Annotated in this window: 18 protein-coding genes and 3 pseudogenes; 6 read left to right on the forward strand and 15 right to left on the reverse strand. The window is 69.5% G+C overall.

The window, feature by feature from the left end; translation table 11 throughout:
• The 14 genes and pseudogenes from AB0G63_RS30775 to AB0G63_RS30840 form a co-directional block, all read right to left on the reverse strand.
• Positions 1–1413 (reverse strand): MFS transporter (locus AB0G63_RS30775; protein ID WP_360756872.1); only part of this gene is annotated, 1413 nt, incomplete at its 3' end.
• An 87-nt stretch (positions 1414–1500) separates the two neighbouring features.
• A complete protein-coding gene (locus tag AB0G63_RS30780) occupies positions 1501–2202 on the reverse strand; it encodes an HAD family hydrolase (RefSeq protein ID WP_360756874.1) in 702 nt (233 codons plus the stop codon).
• Entirely contained in the window at positions 2199–3173 is a 975-nt protein-coding gene (locus tag AB0G63_RS30785) for a pseudouridine-5'-phosphate glycosidase (RefSeq protein ID WP_360756877.1), read from the reverse strand. Before AB0G63_RS30785 ends, AB0G63_RS30780 begins: the two co-directional genes overlap by 4 nt.
• A gap of 707 nt (positions 3174–3880) precedes the next feature.
• The gene (locus AB0G63_RS30790) at positions 3881–4039 is read right to left on the reverse strand and encodes a hypothetical protein (protein WP_360756880.1); all 159 of its coding nucleotides are present in this window, start codon (positions 4037–4039) and stop codon (positions 3881–3883) included.
• Positions 4040–4274: 235 nt separating this feature from the next.
• Complete coding sequence (locus AB0G63_RS30795; protein ID WP_360756882.1) at positions 4275–4676, reverse strand: multidrug efflux SMR transporter; 402 nt, start codon at positions 4674–4676, stop codon at positions 4275–4277.
• A gap of 46 nt (positions 4677–4722) precedes the next feature.
• Positions 4723–5049, reverse strand: a pseudogene (locus AB0G63_RS30800) (SMR family transporter); the annotation flags it as partial.
• Positions 5050–5721: 672 nt separating this feature from the next.
• Positions 5722–5967 carry a DUF6253 family protein gene (locus AB0G63_RS30805; RefSeq protein WP_360756884.1) on the reverse strand — a complete coding sequence of 82 codons (246 nt, stop codon included), beginning with the start codon at positions 5965–5967 and terminating at the stop codon, positions 5722–5724.
• On the reverse strand, positions 5964–6773 hold the full coding sequence (locus tag AB0G63_RS30810; RefSeq protein WP_360756887.1) for a maleate cis-trans isomerase: 810 nt from the start codon (positions 6771–6773) through the stop codon (positions 5964–5966). The genes AB0G63_RS30805 and AB0G63_RS30810 overlap by 4 nt, the downstream gene beginning before the upstream one ends.
• A gap of 20 nt (positions 6774–6793) precedes the next feature.
• Positions 6794–7474: a transglutaminase-like domain-containing protein gene (locus AB0G63_RS30815; protein WP_360756890.1), complete on the reverse strand. Its 681-nt coding sequence runs from the start codon at positions 7472–7474 to the stop codon at positions 6794–6796.
• A gap of 27 nt (positions 7475–7501) precedes the next feature.
• A complete protein-coding gene (locus AB0G63_RS30820) occupies positions 7502–8656 on the reverse strand; it encodes an acyl-CoA dehydrogenase family protein (RefSeq protein ID WP_360756892.1) in 1155 nt (384 codons plus the stop codon).
• A gap of 71 nt (positions 8657–8727) precedes the next feature.
• The gene (locus tag AB0G63_RS30825) at positions 8728–9102 is read right to left on the reverse strand and encodes an ectoine synthase (protein WP_360756895.1); all 375 of its coding nucleotides are present in this window, start codon (positions 9100–9102) and stop codon (positions 8728–8730) included.
• Between the two features lie 63 nt (positions 9103–9165).
• Positions 9166–9423, reverse strand: coding sequence for an acyl carrier protein (locus AB0G63_RS30830; protein WP_360756898.1), 258 nt, complete (start codon positions 9421–9423; stop codon positions 9166–9168).
• Entirely contained in the window at positions 9420–10898 is a 1479-nt protein-coding gene (locus AB0G63_RS30835; RefSeq protein WP_360756901.1) for an AMP-binding protein, read from the reverse strand. The genes AB0G63_RS30830 and AB0G63_RS30835 overlap by 4 nt, the downstream gene beginning before the upstream one ends.
• A gap of 448 nt (positions 10899–11346) precedes the next feature.
• Positions 11347–11793, reverse strand: a complete 447-nt coding sequence (locus AB0G63_RS30840; protein ID WP_360756903.1) for a MarR family transcriptional regulator — start codon at positions 11791–11793, stop codon at positions 11347–11349.
• A 352-nt stretch (positions 11794–12145) separates the two neighbouring features.
• Here AB0G63_RS30840 and AB0G63_RS30845 point away from each other — a divergent pair, with 352 nt between their 5' ends.
• The 6 genes and pseudogenes from AB0G63_RS30845 (at position 12146) to AB0G63_RS30870 (ending at position 17046) form a co-directional block, all read left to right on the forward strand.
• Positions 12146–12625: a nucleoside deaminase gene (locus tag AB0G63_RS30845; protein WP_360756906.1), complete on the forward strand. Its 480-nt coding sequence runs from the start codon at positions 12146–12148 to the stop codon at positions 12623–12625.
• Positions 12622–13278 carry a DsbA family oxidoreductase gene (locus AB0G63_RS30850; RefSeq protein WP_360756909.1) on the forward strand — a complete coding sequence of 219 codons (657 nt, stop codon included), beginning with the start codon at positions 12622–12624 and terminating at the stop codon, positions 13276–13278. The genes AB0G63_RS30845 and AB0G63_RS30850 overlap by 4 nt, the downstream gene beginning before the upstream one ends.
• 64 nt (positions 13279–13342) lie before the next feature.
• Positions 13343–13753 (forward strand): annotated as a pseudogene (locus AB0G63_RS30855) (nucleoside 2-deoxyribosyltransferase); the annotation flags it as partial.
• Positions 13754–13780: 27 nt separating this feature from the next.
• A pseudogene (locus AB0G63_RS30860) lies at positions 13781–14253 on the forward strand (IS5 family transposase); the annotation flags it as partial.
• A gap of 98 nt (positions 14254–14351) precedes the next feature.
• Positions 14352–15602 carry an IS701 family transposase gene (locus tag AB0G63_RS30865; RefSeq protein WP_360756961.1) on the forward strand — a complete coding sequence of 417 codons (1251 nt, stop codon included), beginning with the start codon at positions 14352–14354 and terminating at the stop codon, positions 15600–15602.
• A gap of 193 nt (positions 15603–15795) precedes the next feature.
• A complete protein-coding gene (locus tag AB0G63_RS30870; protein WP_360756964.1) occupies positions 15796–17046 on the forward strand; it encodes an IS701 family transposase in 1251 nt (416 codons plus the stop codon).
• 438 nt (positions 17047–17484) lie between these two features.
• Here AB0G63_RS30870 and AB0G63_RS30875 read toward each other — a convergent pair whose 3' ends face one another.
• The gene (locus AB0G63_RS30875) at positions 17485–17703 is read right to left on the reverse strand and encodes a hypothetical protein (RefSeq protein WP_360756912.1); all 219 of its coding nucleotides are present in this window, start codon (positions 17701–17703) and stop codon (positions 17485–17487) included.
• Positions 17704–17807: the final 104 nt, after the last annotated feature.

Raw genomic sequence — 17807 nt, forward strand, 5'->3', positions numbered from 1 at the left:
GTGGGTCGCGGACGGTTTCGGTGTTGCGGCCTGGGTGGCGGGTGCGCGGAATCCCGCCCAGGACCATACGGTCCCGGCGAGGGCGATGGCGGCGGTCAGCAGGAATGCGGGCAGGAAGCGGCTGTCGCCGGGGTCGGTGCCCAGGACGAGGACCAGGACTGCTACGCCCAGTGCGCCGCCTGCGTACTGGGTCGTGGTCATCAGGGCACCGGCGACGCCCTGGTTGTGGTCGGCGACGTCGCGTGTCCCGCCGACGAACATGGAGGTGTAGATCATGCCGTGGCCGATGCCGCTTGTGAGGAGGCCGGGGAGCATGCCTGTGAGATATGAGTGGTTGTGCACGGAAACGGCGAGCAGTACGAGGCCGGCTGCTCCGATGGTGAAGGCCAGCGGTAGTGTGCGCTGTACGCCGAGTGAGTTGATCAGACGGCCGGCGGTCATGTTGCCGAGCGTGATGCACACTGCCAGTGGCAGGAAGGCGATGCCCGCGGCCAGCGGCTCGTATCCGCGCCCTTCCTGGAGCAGGAGCGTGACCAGGTAGAACTCGGATCCCGCGACGCTCGCCATGTACAGTGCCGAGGCGCCGCAGCCGACGAGGAGAGTGCGGGTGCTGCGCAGGGAGGATTCGACGAGCGGCTGAGCACTGCCGCGTTCCCGGGCGGCGAAGAGGGCGAGCAGGGCCACGGCGGCGGCGAAGCTGCTCAGGGCGAGCGGATCCGTCCAGCCGACGTCCGCGGCCAGGGTGAGTCCCAGCACCGAGACGAGGACGGTTGCTGTGCAGAGCACGGCGCTGAGGATGTTGAGGGGTATGGTCTTGCCCGTGTCGGTCCTGCCGGGCAGCAGCCGTGGCGCGGCCAGTGCGCACACGGCGGCGAACGGCAGGTTCACGAAGAACGTCCAGCGCCAGGACACTGTGGTGAGCAGGCCGCCGATGACGACGCCGGCGGCGAGGCCGCTGGCGCCCACCGTTCCCCAGACGGCGAGTGCGCGTGTGCGCTCGCGTCCCGGCCGGAAGGTCGTGTTCACCAGGGCCAGGATCGAGGGCTGGAGGGTGGCGGCGGCTACGCCCTGTGCTCCTCGGGCGATCAGCAGCAGGGAGGCATTTCCGGCGGCGCCTCCGGCCAGTGAGGCGCCGCCGAACAGCAGCAGGGCGGCGGTGAACATGTTGCGCGGGCCCATACGGTCGGCGGCCCGCCCGCCGACGATGAGGAATCCGGCGAAGAAGACGGCGTAGGCGCTGACCACCCACTGGGTGGTGCTGCCGGACAGTCGGAGGTCCGAGCCCATGCTGGGCAGGGCCACGAAGATGACCGAGAAATCGAGTGCGATGAGGAACTGGGCCGCGGACAGTGTGGCCAGACCTGCGAGGGGACTTTTCGGCGACGTCGTGCCGGGTGTCGTTGGTGATGCCATGTTTTTTTCCAACCGTTTTTTGGTGGTTTCGTGTTGGCGAGGGAGTGCGTGGTGGGGCGCGGTGTGGCCGAAGTCCGGCGCAGTGGGTCAGCCGCGGGGCGTGGTCATTGCGGAGGACCGGAGGACTCCCAGCGTCTCGCCGAGCGCCGGTACGGTTTCGCACACCACCCGCGCTCCCGCGTCGAGCAGTTGCCCGGCCGTCGCGACCCCGTAGGACACTCCGATCGCTTTCATGCCCGCCGCGTGAGCCATCCGCATGTCGTCGACGGCGTCGCCCACCACGAGGCACTCTTCGGGGGCTCGGCCCAGCTGTCGTGCGGCGAGCAGGGCGAGGCCGGGATGGGGCTTGCCCCGTGGGGCCATGCCGTGGCACACGACGGTATCGAAGTGGCCGCTGAGGCCGGCCGGTTCGAGGAGTTCTTCCGTGCTGGCGCGAATCTTGCTCGTGACGATGGCGAGGGGACGGCCCTGACTGCGCAGTCGTTTGAGGAGTTCCGGTACGCCGGGGAAGACCATGGACTTCGCCTCGGGCACGACGGTCTTTCGGAACAGCTCTCGGAAGCGTGCGACGGCGGCTTCCACCTCGGCGTGTTCGTGCGGCAGGTCCAGCAGTTCGCCGAAGGCCGCGACCAGGGGCCTTCCGACGGTGGCCCGTACTTGCTTTCGTGGTGGTGCGGGACGGCCCGACTCCGCCAGGACCCGGTCGAGCACCGACATGATGGCCCGAGGGGTGTCCAGCAGGGTGCCGTCGAGGTCGAACAGGACCGGTGCTGTCGCCTGTGCGGTCACTGGCCGGTCTCCTCACGCGCGGCGAGTTCGAGGGACAGTTGCACGGCGAACTCGCCGGCCAGTGCCGTGGTCGACAGCAGCACCGAGCGGTTGGCCGCGGAGGTGCGGCCCTCGGTGGCCTTGGCGATCGCCTTGAGGAGGTACGGCGTGATGGCGGGGCCCGTGACGCGGTCGCGTTCCGCCAGCGTGGTGGCCTCGGCGAGGGCTGCTTCGACGTCCTTGGACGGAATCCCGTCGGCTTCCGCGATCGGGTGGGTGACCAGGACCGATGTGGCCGTGGCCGTGTCCCAGTGGGCCGCGGCGGCTGCCGCGATCTGCCGGAGGTCGTCGATGCGGTGCGGATTGCGGACACCGCTGCTGACGCTGAAGTAGGCGGGGAAGTCGTCGCAGCGGTAGCCGATCACGGGTATGCCGGCGGTCTCCAGCCACTCCAGGGTCCATGCCGGATGCAGCATCGACTTGGCGCCGGCGCACACCACGGCCGTACGGCTGCGTGTGAACTGGACCAGGTCCGCGGAGATGTCGAAGCTGTGCGGAGCGTCGCGGTGCACGCCTCCGATGCCTGCCACGGAGAACACCCGGATCCCGGCCAGGTCGGCGGCGACCAGGGACGAGGAGACCGTGGTGGCCCCGGCGCCCCCGCCGGCCAGGACGATGCCCAGGTCGCGTGTGCTGACCTTGGGAATCCCGGGGTTGGAAGCGAAGCGTTCGAGATGCTCCTTGCTCATGCCGACGACGATCCGGCCGTCGAGGATGCCGACGCGGGCGGGAACCGCACCGGAGGCTCGCACGGCCGCGTCGATGTCGTGGGCCAACTCCAGGTTGGCCGGATACGGAAGACCGTGCGGGATCACGGAGGACTCGAGGGCGACGACCGGCCGTCCCTCGTGCAGGGCCTCGGCGACTTCCTCGTCCACGGCGAGCAGCGCGGGGTCGGCTCCGGCAACGGTGGTGGGGGTGGTACGGAGCATGATGATTCTCCTCTCTGGCCGGGGGATCAGGCCCGGGTGCCGGCTTCACCGGCGCAAGAGCCGCCGGTGACCGTCCCGGAGCCTTTGAGGAAGCGGGGTGGGAGCGGCGCGTGCGGCCATCACGAAGCCGTGGGGCAGGTCATCGAATCCGTCGTGCTCCGTGATGAACTCCCTCTGCGAGGTGCCTGTCGCGCCCTCCTGGTGGGGGGGGGTGGTGCATGCTGTCCGTGGTGCCGTCGAAGCCGAACGTCTTCATCGCGTGCAGGCGGCACAGCAGCTTGTGGGAGACCGGAGGTGCCCGGATCCAGCGGCCGTTCGAGTGCACCGGGGCGAGCGTGTGGAAGGAGACCTCGCCGCCGATGGGCTGCTTGTGGCGCTTTGCGGCCGGATGGTCGCGCACGCCGTGGCATGACGAGCCGGCTGGGCACGCCCACGGCCCGTGCCGCGGCGGCGAAGGCGCGGGGCTTGCCGATGCGGAAGGCCCTGACCAGCACGGAGTACGGAGCCGGCGGTCAGCCCCTGACGGGACGGACCGGTGCCGTACACCTCGTGGAGCAGGCCGTCGCACACGGCGTAGTGGAGGTCGGTCATCTGGCTTACGGGGCCGGCAGACGGGCCCTGGACCGATCGCTCGACGCGTTCCCGGACCTTGAGCGAGTGGTGGTCCAGGAACGCGGTGGTGCGCAGCGGCGGCGCAGGGCCGTTGGTCATGCGGGCTTCCCTTCGCGTGGCGCGTGGCGCGTGGCGCGTCGGCGTGACAGGCCGAGCATGGCGGCGATGCGGGTGCGCTGGATCTCACACATGCCCGGGCAGATGGTGTTGGCGAGGGCGTTGCGGACGTCCTTCTCCGGGCCGTACTCGGTCATGTGGCGTGGCCGTGGCCGTGGCCGTGGCTGTGGCCGTGGCCGCCAGAAGATCTGGAGTGCTGGCAGCGCGCGCCGCTCGGTGTACCGCTTCACCACCGACGGGTCCTCGGTACCCGGTTGCCCGGCCAGGTGCTCGGCCGCCGGCCGCGGCACCGTGGGCGGGCTTTTGGGACGAGGACTCCGTTGGCGGACCGTCACAGGAGTCGGGGTGGGGGAGTGTCGGGCTGGACAGCCTTCAGCGCTCTGCGCCTTGGACTTCCCGCGGCCTGACAGCGGTCTCCTGGGGTTCCTGCGGCCTGTCGGCGAGCTTGAGCCAGACCACTCCGGCGATGATGACGCCGAGCCACAGGGCCTGGACCGGGGTGAGGGTCTCGTCGAAGAAGGCCGGGCCGAGCAGTGCTGCGCCGGCTGCTCCGATTCCCGCCCAGACGGCGTAGCCGATACCGACGTCGATGGTGCGCAGTGCGACGCTCAGTGCCCAGAGGGTGAGGAGGAAGAAGACGACGGCGACCAGTGACCACGACAGGCGGGTGAAGCCGTGGCTGCCGCCGACGGAGAGCGCGTAGCCGACTTCGAATCCTCCGGCGAGGAGGAGCATGAGCCAGGAGTTGGCGGAGGAGCGCTCGGTGCGGGACATGTACCGGGGTCCTTTCGGGGATGCGGATCGGGCGTGGGCGGGATTTCTAGGCGGCACCGCTGAGCTGGAGGCCGACGACTCCCGCGATGATGACGACGATGCCGAGGGCCTTGCGCCAGTTCAGGCGCTGGCCGAAGAGCAGCACTCCGAGAACGGTGATGCCGATGCCGGCGATGGACGTCCAGATGGCGTAGCCGACGCCGACGTCGAAGGTCAGCAGTGCCCTGCTGAGGAAGTAGGTCCCGAGCGCACCGCTGATCAGGGTGACGGCGGTCCACCGGCGGTTCTTGAAGCCCTCGGCCTTGCCGGCTGCGATGGCGACGACGATTTCGAAGATGTCCGCGATGGCGAGGTAGAGCCACTGCATGGCGGTCCTTTCGTCCGGTGGGGGTCGGCGTGGTCCGGGGCCGGGCCGCCGTGGGGCGGCGGTGGCCCCGGCGGCAGCAAGAACGGCGGCCGGGCCGCACTACCCCCACAGAATTTGCTTGTACGTGCATGTTAATGCCGTCAATCAGGCGGCGTCGCAAGCCCTCGCGAAGGCAGATAAAGCTTGCATGAACATGTATCTTGCTGTCAATGCCGCTGGGGAGAGCGTCGGGAGCGACCGGCACAGGCTGGGGGACACGCCCTGCGCGCCGGCCGGCACGGCCGGGTCGGGCAGGGGCGCGGGCCGGTGCTGCTGGGTGTGGCGGCTGGGGGTGTCTGCCGCTGGTTGTCCGGGGGCGGGGGCCGCGTGGTGGGCGGTCAGGGTGAGGGCGATGCCCTCGTCGGGGTGCCGGCGCCGGTGCCGGTGGGCCCGTGCCGGTGGGCCCGTGGTGGTGGTGGGCCCGTGCGGGTGGTGGTGGGCTCGTGGTGGTGGTGGGCCCGTGGTGGTGGGCCTGTGCGGGTGGTGGTGGGCTCGTGCCGGTGGGCCCGTGCCGGTGGGCCCGTGGTGGTGGTGGGCCTGTGCGGGTGGTGGTGGGCTCGTGGTGGTGGGCCTGTGCGGGTGGTGGTGGGCTCGTGGTGGTGGGCCCGTGCGGGTGGTGCCGGACGGGCCCGGGTGGGTTCAGCCGGCTGTGCCGGCGTAGCGTGGTTGGGGTTGTGCGGGTGTGAGGGAGGGGGTGGTCTCGTTGCTGTGTGCGTAGCGGCGGAAGCCGGATACGAGTTCGGCCTGGCGCAGCGCGCCGCGGTGCAGGACCAGGCCGTGGACGGTGGTGCCGTCGTCGCGCCAGCAGACCAGGGGCAGGCTGTAGGAGTCTCCCTCGGGGGTGCCGAACAGGGCGATGTGGCCGTCGGCGGCCAGCAGGCTCATGACGCGCTGCTGCCGGGTGCTGTGTGGAACAGCCGCCCGTAGCCGGTGATCCGGGTTGCTGTCTGGCCTGCGCCGGCCAGGTGCAGGGCGTGCCAGAACAGTACCTGGTTGGCGGTCAGGACGGCGAAGTCCAGCTCTTTTTCGAGGGCGTTGATGACGCCGACCGCGCGGATGCCGTTGCCGGCGACCAGGACGGCGTCGGGCCGGTGGCCGGCGACGGTGGTGCGGATCCAGTCGGACAGGGCCTGGGGCGTGATCAGCTTCTGGTTGCTGGGCAGGCCGCACGGGCCGTGGTGGACGACGGTGAAGCCCTGCTCGGTGAAGTAGCCGGCGCCGAGGCGGGAGAGCCGGTCGTCGAACCACGGCGGGTTGACGATCGCCACTTTGCGGGCGCCGAGCGCGGTGAGGCCGGTGACGGCGGCCGCGGTGGTGCCGGTGAGCGGGATGTCCCGGGTGCGGGTGGCCAGCCGGGCGAACAGTTCTTTCTCGCCGCTTGCGCCGAGTACGTAGGAGGAACTGGTGAAGCCGAGCGCGATCACGTCGAGGGGGGAGGCGGCGAGCAGTTCCACCGCGTCGTCGATGAGCGGCGGTTCCACGAAGGCGCGTACGGGGTCGTGCGGGATCTTCGGGTCCATCTCGCCGCCGGGCCGCATCGCCGCGAAGTGCACGCGTGAGCCGTGGACGAAGACGTCGTCGGGGGCGATCGCCTGGAATTCCGACTCCGGGCCGACGTCCGCGTGCGGTACGACCACGCCGATCCGTGCCCGGGCTTCCCAGCCGTCTTTCTCGGCCTGGATGTCGCTCATGATGGTCACTCCTTTCGGGGTCAGGCCGTCGCCTCGGCGGCCAGTGAGCCGCCGCGGACCGTGCCGCTGCCGTCCAGGAAGCGGGGGTGCTTGCGGCGCATCTGGGACATGACGAACTCGTAGGGCACGTCGTCGAAGCCGCCGTGGTCGGCGACGAACTCCATGTTCTTCCTGCCCTGGTCGTCGAAGGGGTGGTGCACGCTGTCGGCGGTGCCGTCGAACTCCAGCGGCGTCATCCCGTACAGGCGGCACAGGATCTTGTTGAAGACCGGGGTGGCCTTCACCCATGTTCCGTTGAGGTAGACGGAGTTGAGGCCGTGGAAGAAGACGTCTCCGCCGATGTGGGCGCGCAGCCGGTCGGAGGCGAGGTGGTTGCGCACGTCGCCGTAGTGCAGACGGGCAGGGATGCCCACGGCCCGGCAGGCCGCCGCGTACAGTACGGACTTGTGCAGGCAGAAGCCCTTCCTGGTGGCCGCGACGTGGCTGGCGCGCAGTCCCCGGGGGGACAGATCGGCCCCGTACACCTCGTAGAAGACGTCGTCGCGGACCGCGTAGTACAGCTCGACGGCGAGCCGGCGTTTGTCGGCGGCCCGGTCGGCGACCGCGTGGTCGACGAAGGCCTGGACGGCGTCCGTGTCGTGGTCCAGGAATGCGGTGGGTGCGGTGAGCCGGGCGTGTTCGGCGCTCGTGATGGTGTTCATGGTCACCCTTTCGTCGGCGCTGTCCGCTCACAGGCCCAGCAGGGCGGCGATGCGGTTGCGCTGGATCTCGCTGGTGCCGGAGTAGATGGTTCCGCCGACGGCGTTGCGCACGTCGCGCTCGATGCCGGTGCCGGTCAGGTAGCCCTGGCCGCCGAAGATCTGCACCGCGTCCACAGCGGTGGTCTTGTTGGCCTCGCTGACCACCGTCTTGGTCGCGGCGATGTCGATCGCCGCGTCCTGGCCGGCCTCGACCTTGGCGCCGGTGTCGGTGAGCCACTTGCGTGAGGTCTCCACCGCGATCTTCATGTCCGCGATCCGGTGCGAGACGCCCTGGAACCGGCCGATCGGCCCGCCGAACTGGCGGCGCGTCCTGGCGTGGCGGATCACCCGCTCCAGACGGTGGCTCATCTCGCCGAGCGTGAGGGAGAAGGAGAACAGGATCTCCCGCTTCATCACGTGGTCGAGGATCAGGAAGCCGGCGCCCTCCTGGCCGATGCGGCGGGCGGCGGGCACCCGCAGACCCTCGAAGGTCACCTCGCTCAGCGGGGAGGTGCGCAGTCCCATCTTGGCCAGCGGTTCACCGATCCTGAGGCCGGGGGTGCCGCGCTCGACGAGGAAGACGCTCAGGCCGAAGGGGCCCGGCTCGCCGGTGCGCACGTACAGCAGGAACAGGTCGGCGATCGGCGCGTTGGTGATGAGTGTCTTGCCGCCGTCGATGACGTAGTCGTCGCCGTCACGCCGCGCGGTGGTGGTGATGTTCATGGCGTCCGAGCCGTGTTCCGGCTCGGTGATGGCATGCGCCGTGATCAGCTCGCCGGAGATGATCCGCGGCAGGAAGCGGGACTTGAGGTCCTCGCCGGCGAACGCCTGGAGGGGCACGCCGACGCTGACGATCTGGGTGGAGGCGCTGAAGCCGAGGCCGGCGTCCCGGCAGGTGTATCCGAGTCCCTCCAGGGCGCGCATCGTCTCGGTCAGGGTGCCGCCGCGGCCGCCGTAACGCGTCTCGAAGGGGACCGCCAGGATTCCCGAGCGCCGGATCGTCTTCCACTTCTCCCAGGGGAACTCGGCGCGGGCGTCGAACTCCTCGACGTCACGGTTGAGTTCCTCGGCCCAGGGGGCGGCGAGTTCATAGGGGTCGGGGTCGGGGGCCTGCGGAGCGGACTGCGCGAATGCGGATGTCATGACTGTGTCGGCCTTCCGGTACGTGGTGAGTGAGGGGCCGGGGCCCGCGGGCGGGCCCCGGAACACGGGACTCAGTACTGGGAGAAGCCGTCGGGGGACAGCGTGTGCTTCTCGTCGCCGCGCAGGGCGGGACTGAAGACCGATATCAGTCTCAGGTCCTCGTAGTCGGACGCCACGAGGTGGTGCGCGTCGTTCTTGTCGAGGGCGTAGATGGTGCCTTCCATGATCTTGAAACGCGTCCCGTCCGTGGTGACGACTTCGCCGGAACCGCCGATGCAGTAGCAGGCCTCCAGGTGCCGGCGGTACTGCAGCGCGCTCGAGGTGCCCTTGCGCACCAGGGTCTCGCAGACGGTGAAGCCCATGCCGTCGGCCTCGGTCAGCAGGCGGTGGCTGGTGCCGTTGCCCCACTCCACGGGGACGATGTCACTCATGCTCCGAACGATCATCACAAAACTCCTTCGGGATGTGAGGGTTTTCGTTTCTCCGGTCTCCGGGGTTCTCCCGGAAGATCAGGCGGCGGCCCGGTTCGCGTTCTCGACGAAGGCGACGATGGCGCCGATGCTGCGGAAGTGCTCCGGCTTCAGCGGGATGTCGTCGACGGGAATCGCGTAGGCGGCGGAGAGGTGCGAGACGATCCGGACCAGCCCGAGGCTGTCGACGACTCCGTTGGCGATCAGGTCGAACTCGGTGGTCAGGTCGGCGGTGTCCTCTCCGTCGAGGAATTCGGCGACGACGTAGCCGCGGATGTCGTCCGTCAGCGTGCTCATGCGTGGTTTCCCTTCTGGCGCAGCGCCTTTATGAGGTTGCGGTCGGGTTTCCCGGTCGCGGTGCGCGGCAGGGGTGTGTCGCCCACCTGGACCGAGGAGGGGATGGCGTGCCGGGGCAGGTGCGCGGCGCTGTGGGTGCGCAGGCGCAGGGAGGTGAGCGCGGTGCCGGGCCGCCGGGTCACCTGGGCGTGCAGCCGGTAGCCGGCCTCCGGGTCGGGGAGGGCCACCACGGCGGCCTCGGCGACGTCCGGATGGGCGGCCAGGACGTTCTCGACCTCCTGGACGTTGGTGCGCACCCCGCGGACCTTGACCTGGAAGTCGGTCCGCCCGTCGAGCCAGTGCAGGCCCTCGGCGTCCCGGGAGACGATGTCGCCGGTGCGGTAGAACACCTCGCTTCCGCCGTCGGGCGCGGGGACGAACACGCCTTCGTTGCGCTCCCGTTGCAGGTAACCCGCGGTCTGGAACGGGGTCGACACGAAGAGCTCACCCGTGCCGGGCCCGTCGAGGACCTTCCCCTCGTCGTCGAGGAGCAGGGCCCGCACGCCGGGCAGCGGGCGGCCGATCGGGATCGTGTCCCCCGCTGCGGCGGGGTCGACGTCGTGCAGGAAGCTGTCGTTGGTCTCGGTGCAGCCGAAGACGTTGTGGAAGCGGGCGCCGGGGAAGGCCGCGCCGAGCCGGGCCAGCAGCGGACGGGGCATCGCGTCCCCGGTGAAGATCACCGTGCGGACGTGCGGGTACCGGGCATCGTCCTGGGTGAGCAGCCGGTACAGCATGGGGACGCCCTGCACGAAGGTGACCTTGTACTGAGCGAGCAGGTCCCGCAGGTGGCGGGCGTCGGTGCTGGAGTCCTGCTCGACGAGCACGACCGTGGCGCCGAGCAGGAGCCCGGTCCAGACGTCGAGCAGCGAGAGGTCGAAGTTGAGCGGCGCGTGACTGAGCAGCGTGTCCCGCTCGGTGAGCCGGAAGCGTTCGCTGGCCCACGCGGCGAACCGGTCGAAGGCGTCGGCCGCGATGGGCACGGTCTTGGGCGTTCCGGTGGATCCGGAGGTGGTGAGCAGCAGGCGGGCGGCGGCGGGGTCCACGGCGTCGAACCCGCGGGCGGCCGCCTCGTCCTGCGGGACGTCGTCGTGGTGCAGGACGCCCCGGTCGTCGACGGTGAGGACCACGGAGCACCGGGCCTGCGCGGTGAGCGTTTCCAGCACTGCGGGGCCCAGCCCGGGCGAAGGGGCGAGGACGGCGTACCCCGCCCGGAAGGCCCCGATGAGCAGGGCGATCGTCTCCGGCGTCTTGTGCGCCGGTAAGCACAGCGGGCGGCTGCGGTCGAGGCCCAGACGGTCCAGCGCGGCGCCCAGTTCCCCGGCGAGATCGGCGAGCCGGCGATACGTCGTGCGCCGCCCGCCCCACACCAGGGCCACGGCCTCGGGCCGGTGCCGGGCATGTGCGGCCAGCGCTTCACACAGACGTGCAGATGGCATGATTCCCCCTTGTCCATCCCGGATGCGACGGGAACAGTGATCTGCGGCCCCAAGGGGGGTGACGGCGCATGAGGTGTGCCGGAAAACCGCGTCCGGAGCCCGGGACACACCGGATCGAGCCGGCTCCGTTTACGCCCCCCGTGGTCGTTCGGTCATTCACCGTAGCGGTAATGTATGCAGAGTCAAGCATGTATCGTCTGTGACGAGTGTGAGAGAGTTCACTTCCCCCAGTGTGACAATCTCGCTTGGTCAACTGTTCACTCGAAGGCGTCACAGGCGTACGGCCGAGGCGTCGCAGGCGCACGGGGCGCTGTGCCTCAGGAACCGGGCTCTGCCGTCATCCGCCGCGCCGGAGCCGGGAAACGCCGAGAGCCGCCCGGGGGACCGGGCGGCTCTCGGCCGGCCCCCTTCCCGGGGCCGGGCTCGCGGATGTCGAAGAAAGCGCAGGTCAGACGCCGCTGCGCAGCGCCTGGACGGTACGGGCGAGCTCGGGGACGGCTCCCGCGGCGTTCAGTGCCGCGCTCAGCACCTCGCCGTAGGTGCCGCGGGCGACGGCGTAGCGCTGCCGGCCCTCGTCGGTGATCACCGCGTACACGCCGCGTTTGTCGTCGGGGCACAGGTCCCGGAAGGCGAATCCGGCCGTGTCCAGGCGGCCGACCAGGCGTGTCACCGAACTCTGGCCGAGACCCACCTTGTCCGCCAGGTCCTGCATGCGCAACTCGCCCTCCGCGGCCTGGACCAGGCATTCCAGGGCGCGGAATTCGGACAGGCCGATGCCGTGCTTGCGCTGCAGCATCTGGGTGAGCTGGCGTTCAACATGTGCATGCAAGGTGAGCACCTTGTTCCACATGGCTTGATCGGAGGACGCGGTGGGCGCCTGAGGGATGACTGTCATCTGGGGTATTGGCTCCTCCCGAGCAGCGTTGACAACAAGATACATGTTCATGCAATCTTCTGCTCCAGTCCTTCGATCCCGCAAGGGGGTCCCCACGGCGCAATCATTTGTGCGTACAAGCAAGCGGAGGAGGGTGCCGTCGTCGCTGCGCCGGACCACACAGCGCATCCCTCAGACGGCCCCGCCGAGGCCGGGCCCGGCCTCCCCCGCCCTTCGAGACCAGGCCCGCGCCGAGCCACCACACCGCCCAGGGCCGCACCGGAAGACCGCCCCGGCCGGCCGCTCTGCTCCGGCCCGATCACAGGCGGCGCCCTTCCGCTCCGCCCAACCACCCTCCGACAGGAATGCAGCCATGACACTCACCGAGAGCCGGCTGGCCGAACACGTCCAAGAGGCGGTGCGGATCAGCGCAGAGCACGTCGCCGCAGGCGGCATCCCCTTCTCCGGGATCGTCGTCAACCACGGACAGATCCTGGCCACCGGATTCAACCGGGTGCGCGAGGACGACGACCCCACCGCCCACGCCGAGGTCGTCGCGCTGCGCAACGCCGCAGCCGAACGAGGGGTGTGGGCGACCGCCGGAGCCACACTGATCGCCTCCGGCGAACCGTGCGCCCTGTGCTACATGGCGTCGCTGTACTTCAACGTCAGCCACATCGTGTACGCCGTCGACCGCAAGACGGCCGCACAGTACGGCTTCGACTACTCCGGCTCGTACTCGATCTTCGCGAAGGATCCGGCCGACTGGCCGGTGAAGGTGACACACCTGCAGGTGCCGGACGCGACCAAGCCGTTCGAGGAGTACCTCACGAGCAAGGGGAAGCTGCGATGAACGACGCGACCAACGACCGGGTGAGCATCAAGGTCTGGTCGGACTACGTCTGCCCGTACTGCATGCTCGCCGAGGGACCCCTGCACGAAGCCACCCACGACCTCGACGCCGACATCGAGTGGATGCCGTTCGAACTGCGGCCCTACCCGAAGCCGACACTGCGCCCCGAGGACGACTACCTGCCCTCGGTGTGGGCGAGCTCGGTCTACCCCATGGCCCGCCGGATGGGGGTGGACATCACCCTGCCCACCGTCTCCCCGCAGCCGTACACCCGGCTGGCGTTCGAGGGCTACCAGTACGCCGCCGAGCACGGCAAGGCGGCCGAGTACACCCCGCGCATGCTGCGGGCGTTCTTCCAGGAAAACCAGGACATCGGCCGGCTGGAGGTGCTCACCGCCATCGCGGCCGAACTCGGCCTCGACGCCGACGACTACGCACGCGCGCTGAAGGACGGCACCTACCGGGAAACCCACCAGGAGGCGCTGCGCACCGCGCAGGCGTACCGCATCTCGGCCGTTCCCACGATCATCGTCAACGACCGGCACCGCATCGAGGGCGTGCCGAACGCGGCCCGGCTGCGCAAGGCGGTCCTCGACGAACAGGCCTTCCTGGCCGTCAGCCAGGGCAACGCCTGCGGGATCGACGGCTGCTGAACCACCACGACCGCCACGAAGACCGCCGCGGCCCCGAGCCACCGCCCACCGTGCCCAAGGGCCGGTGCACGGTGCCCGCTTCCCGGAACACCCCGGGAAGCCCGACGGACGGCCCGGATTCCCCCGACGGGCCGTCCGTCCCGGCCTGCCCGCACACCCCTATGACGTCGCCCACCGTCTCTTCGCGGCCCACGACCGCGCCCTCGCCGCTCTGCTGGCCCACCACCGCGCCCGCAAGCTCGGCGAAGACCACGTCTTCCTGCCCTTCTGCGACACCGACGAGGAGGACCTCGTCGCCGACGTCAAAGGCCGGCGGCTCCTCGAACTCGACCGGGAGCGCCTGCGCCGCATCCGCGCCCTGATCGCCATCGTCCACGGACCCAGCCCCGACGACGGCGTCTGCACGGAGATCGGCTACGCCGCGGCCCGCGGCGTGCCCGTGATCCTGCTGACCACCGACTTCCAGGACTACTCCGCCACGAGGGGGCTCCGCACCCCGGGACTCGGCCGGTCCAGAGGCGGCCTGACCAGCAAGATCCACCTGGCCTGCGACGCTGTGGGGCGACCGCTCGCCTTCACCGTCACCGGCGGGAACACCAACGACTGCACGCAGTTCACCGCCGTGATGAAGGCGATCCGGGTGCCCCGGCTGGGGCCTGGACGGCCCCGGGTCCGCCCCGACCACGTCATCGGCGACAAGGGCTACAGCTCCAAAGCCATACGTGGCTGGCTACGGCGGCGAACATCCCGCACACCATCCCGGAACGGTCCGACCAGATCCGCAACCGGCTCCGGCGCGGCAGCCGTGGCGGCCGTCCGCCGGCCTTCGACAAGCAGGTCTACAAACGGCGCAACGTCGTCGAGCGGTGCTTCAACCGCCTCAAGCAGTGGCGCGGCATCGCCACCCGCTACGACAAGACCGCCGAGTCCTACCAAGCAGCCGTCACCCTCGCAGCCCTGCTGATGTGGGCGTGACATTTGACGACAGACCCTAGTAGGGCTTGGTCATCTTCACTCGTGCATGCGTGTCTACTGCTCGCGAGCGTCGTTGGAATGGTGTGACACCTGAGGAGATGGCTGGGGTCCGGGAGGATCTGGAGGCGTTCGCGGCGGAGTTGTTCGACGGGTTCTTCCGTGTGGATCAGCGGCGGTGGGGGCAGGCGTATGTGCGGGGACTGCTTTTGGACGGCCGGCGTAAGTCGGTGGAGCCGATGGCGGCACGCCTGGGTGAGGACGGCAACCGTCAGGCGCTGGCGCACTTCATCACCTCCAGCCCGTGGGATCCGGCCCATGTCCGGGCCCGGCTGGCCTGGAGGATGCACGAGGCGATCGGTCCGGAGGCATTGATCGTCGACGACACCGGCTTTTTGAAGGACGGGGACGCCTCGGCGTGTGTGTCGCGGCAGTACACCGGCACCGCGGGCAAGGTCACCAAATGCCAGGTCGGGGTGTCGCTGCACCTGGCCCGGGATCACGCCTCGGCCGCGGTGAACTGGCGGCTGTTCCTGCCCGCTTCGTGGGATCCGGCCTCGCCGGAGGCCGATGCGGTCAAGGTCGCCCGCCGCAGTCGCTGCGGCATCCCCGACCAGGTGGGGCACGTGGAGAAGTGGCAGCTGGCCCTGGACATGATCGACGAGAGCAGGTCGTGGGGCATCGACATTCCCCTGGTCGTCGCAGACGCCGGATACGGCGATGCCGCCGCCTTCCGCCACGGCCTGGAAGAACGCAACCTGCCCTACGCGGTGGGCATTTCCTCCCGTCACACCGCCCACCCGGCCGACGCCCGGCCCGTCCAGCCCGCTTACGCGGGCACCGGCCGGCCACCGCAGTTGCAGTATCCCGAGCCTGCGCAGACCGTGAAAGACCTGGTCATCGCGGCCGGGAGGACGGCCGCGAGACCGGTGTCCTGGCGAGAAGGCTCCCGCCCTGGCAAAGGAATCAGCGGCTTCAAACGCATCTACTCGCGGTTCGTGGCTCTGCGCATCCGCCCGGCCGGACGCGGCGTCCGCCAGGCCACCGACGGTCCTGAGCTGCCCGAACGCTGGCTGCTGGCCGAGTGGCCGGCCACTGAAGCCGAACCCGTGCAGTTCTGGCTCTCCAGCCTGCCCTCCGGCATGCCGCTGGCGACCCTGGTCCGGCTGGTCAAGCTGCGCTGGCGCATCGAACACGACTACCGGGAGATGAAACAGGCTCTGGGCCTGGCCCACTTCGAAGGCCGCACCTGGGGTGGCTGGCATCACCACGTCACCCTCGTATCGGCCGCCCATGCCTTTTGCACGCTGCAACGACTGGCACGAGACCCAAAAGACGTGGCGCAGGTCTGAGCCTCTACCAAGTCGTCCAAGAACTCCAGACACTCCTCGCCGCCTGGGCCGGCGCCTGCCCCACCTGCCACCGCGACATACCCACACTGATACGGACCTGACCAAGCCCTACTAGTAGGGCTTGGTCATCTTCACTCGTGCATGCGTGTCTACTGCTCGCGAGCGTCGTTGGAATGGTGTGACACCTGAGGAGATGGCTGGGGTCCGGGAGGATCTGGAGGCGTTCGCGGCGGAGTTGTTCGACGGGTTCTTCCGTGTGGATCAGCGGCGGTGGGGGCAGGCGTATGTGCGGGGACTGCTTTTGGACGGCCGGCGTAAGTCGGTGGAGCCGATGGCGGCACGCCTGGGTGAGGACGGCAACCGTCAGGCGCTGGCGCACTACATCACCTCCAGCCCGTGGGAACCGGCCCATGTCCGGGCCCGGCTGGCCTGGAGGATGCACGAGGCGATCGGTCCGGAGGCATTGATCGTCGACGACACCGGCTTTTTGAACGACGGGGACGCCTCGGCGTGTGTGTCGCGGCAGTACACCGGCACCGCGGGCAAGGTCACCAAATGCCAGGTCGGGGTGTCGCTGCACCTGGCCCGGGATCACGCCTCGGCCGCGGTGAACTGGCGGCTGTTCCTGCCCGCTTCGTGGGATCCGGCCTCGCCGGAGGCCGATGCGGTCAAGGTCGCCCGCCGCAGTCGCTGCGGCATCCCCGACCAGGTGGGGCACGTGGAGAAGTGGCAGCTGGCCCTGGACATGATCGACGAGAGCAGGTCGTGGGGCATCGACATTCCCCTGGTCGTCGCAGACGCCGGATACGGCGATGCCGCCGCCTTCCGCCACGGCCTGGAAGAACGCAACCTGCCCTACGCGGTGGGCATTTCCTCCCGTCACACCGCCCACCCGGCCGACGCCCGGCCCGTCCAGCCCGCTTACGCGGGCACCGGCCGGCCACCGCAGTTGCAGTATCCCGAGCCTGCGCAGACCGTGAAAGACCTGGTCATCGCGGCCGGGAGGACGGCCGCGAGACCGGTGTCCTGGCGAGAAGGCTCCCGCCCTGGCAAAGGAATCAGCGGCTTCAAACGCATCTACTCGCGGTTCGTGGCTCTGCGCATCCGCCCGGCCGGACGCGGCGTCCGCCAGGCCACCGACGGTCCTGAGCTGCCCGAACGCTGGCTGCTGGCCGAGTGGCCGGCCACTGAAGCCGAACCCGTGCAGTTCTGGCTCTCCAGCCTGCCCTCCGGCATGCCGCTGGCGACCCTGGTCCGGCTGGTCAAGCTGCGCTGGCGCATCGAACACGACTACCGGGAGATGAAACAGGCTCTGGGCCTGGCCCACTTCGAAGGCCGCACCTGGGGTGGCTGGCATCACCACGTCACCCTCGTATCGGCCGCCCATGCCTTTTGCACGCTGCAACGACTGGCACGAGACCCAAAAGACGTGGCGCAGGTCTGAGCCTCTACCAAGTCGTCCAAGAACTCCAGACACTCCTCGCCGCCTGGGCCGGCGCCTGCCCCACCTGCCACCGCGACATACCCACACTGATACGGACCTGACCAAGCCCTACTAGGACGACATCATCAGCGAACTTGACTCCGACTGGGGCGCCTACACCTTATATCTCCTACGTCTGCCTCGGCGCTTGAGGAAGGACCCGAGCACCCCTTACGAGGAGCTGTGAGACCGGGCAGCCCCATGCTGCCCCTGGTCTGTCGTATCCGTAGAGCATGAGCCCGCAGGCATGGAAGAAAGCCTGTCGGTCGGCTGCATCGTCGCCGTCCTGGGGGACCAGGGCCAGGAACGTGTCGCCGACTTTTTGGGTCCGATGGGCTATCTCGGTGACAAGTGCTCGGCCGACCCCAGTGCGACGATCGGTATCGGAGACGGCCAGGGTCAAGACGAATGTCTGCTCGCCAGGATGGGCTTCCCGGCCTTCGCCAAGTCGCAGTGGAGCCGGAACTCGGCGACCCCGACGATGGATCCGTGGAGCTCGGCCACGATGACGTCCAAGCCCTCGGGGTCGTAGAACCTGTCGCCTCCCAGATTGTTCGAGTGCAGCAGCTCCGCCACCACCGAGTAGTCGGTCTGGGCGATGTCACGGGTGAGCGGCATGGACCGAGTATTCCCGACGGCAGCACAAATGCAGTAGCGCCCCGGATCAGGCTTCCTGGCGTTGCCCCGACGCGGTGCAGCACAACGGCCGGCCAGTGCCGGTT

Source organism: Streptomyces sp. NPDC020996, from assembly GCF_040641355.1.
Taxonomy (GTDB): Bacteria; Actinomycetota; Actinomycetes; order Streptomycetales; family Streptomycetaceae; genus Streptomyces.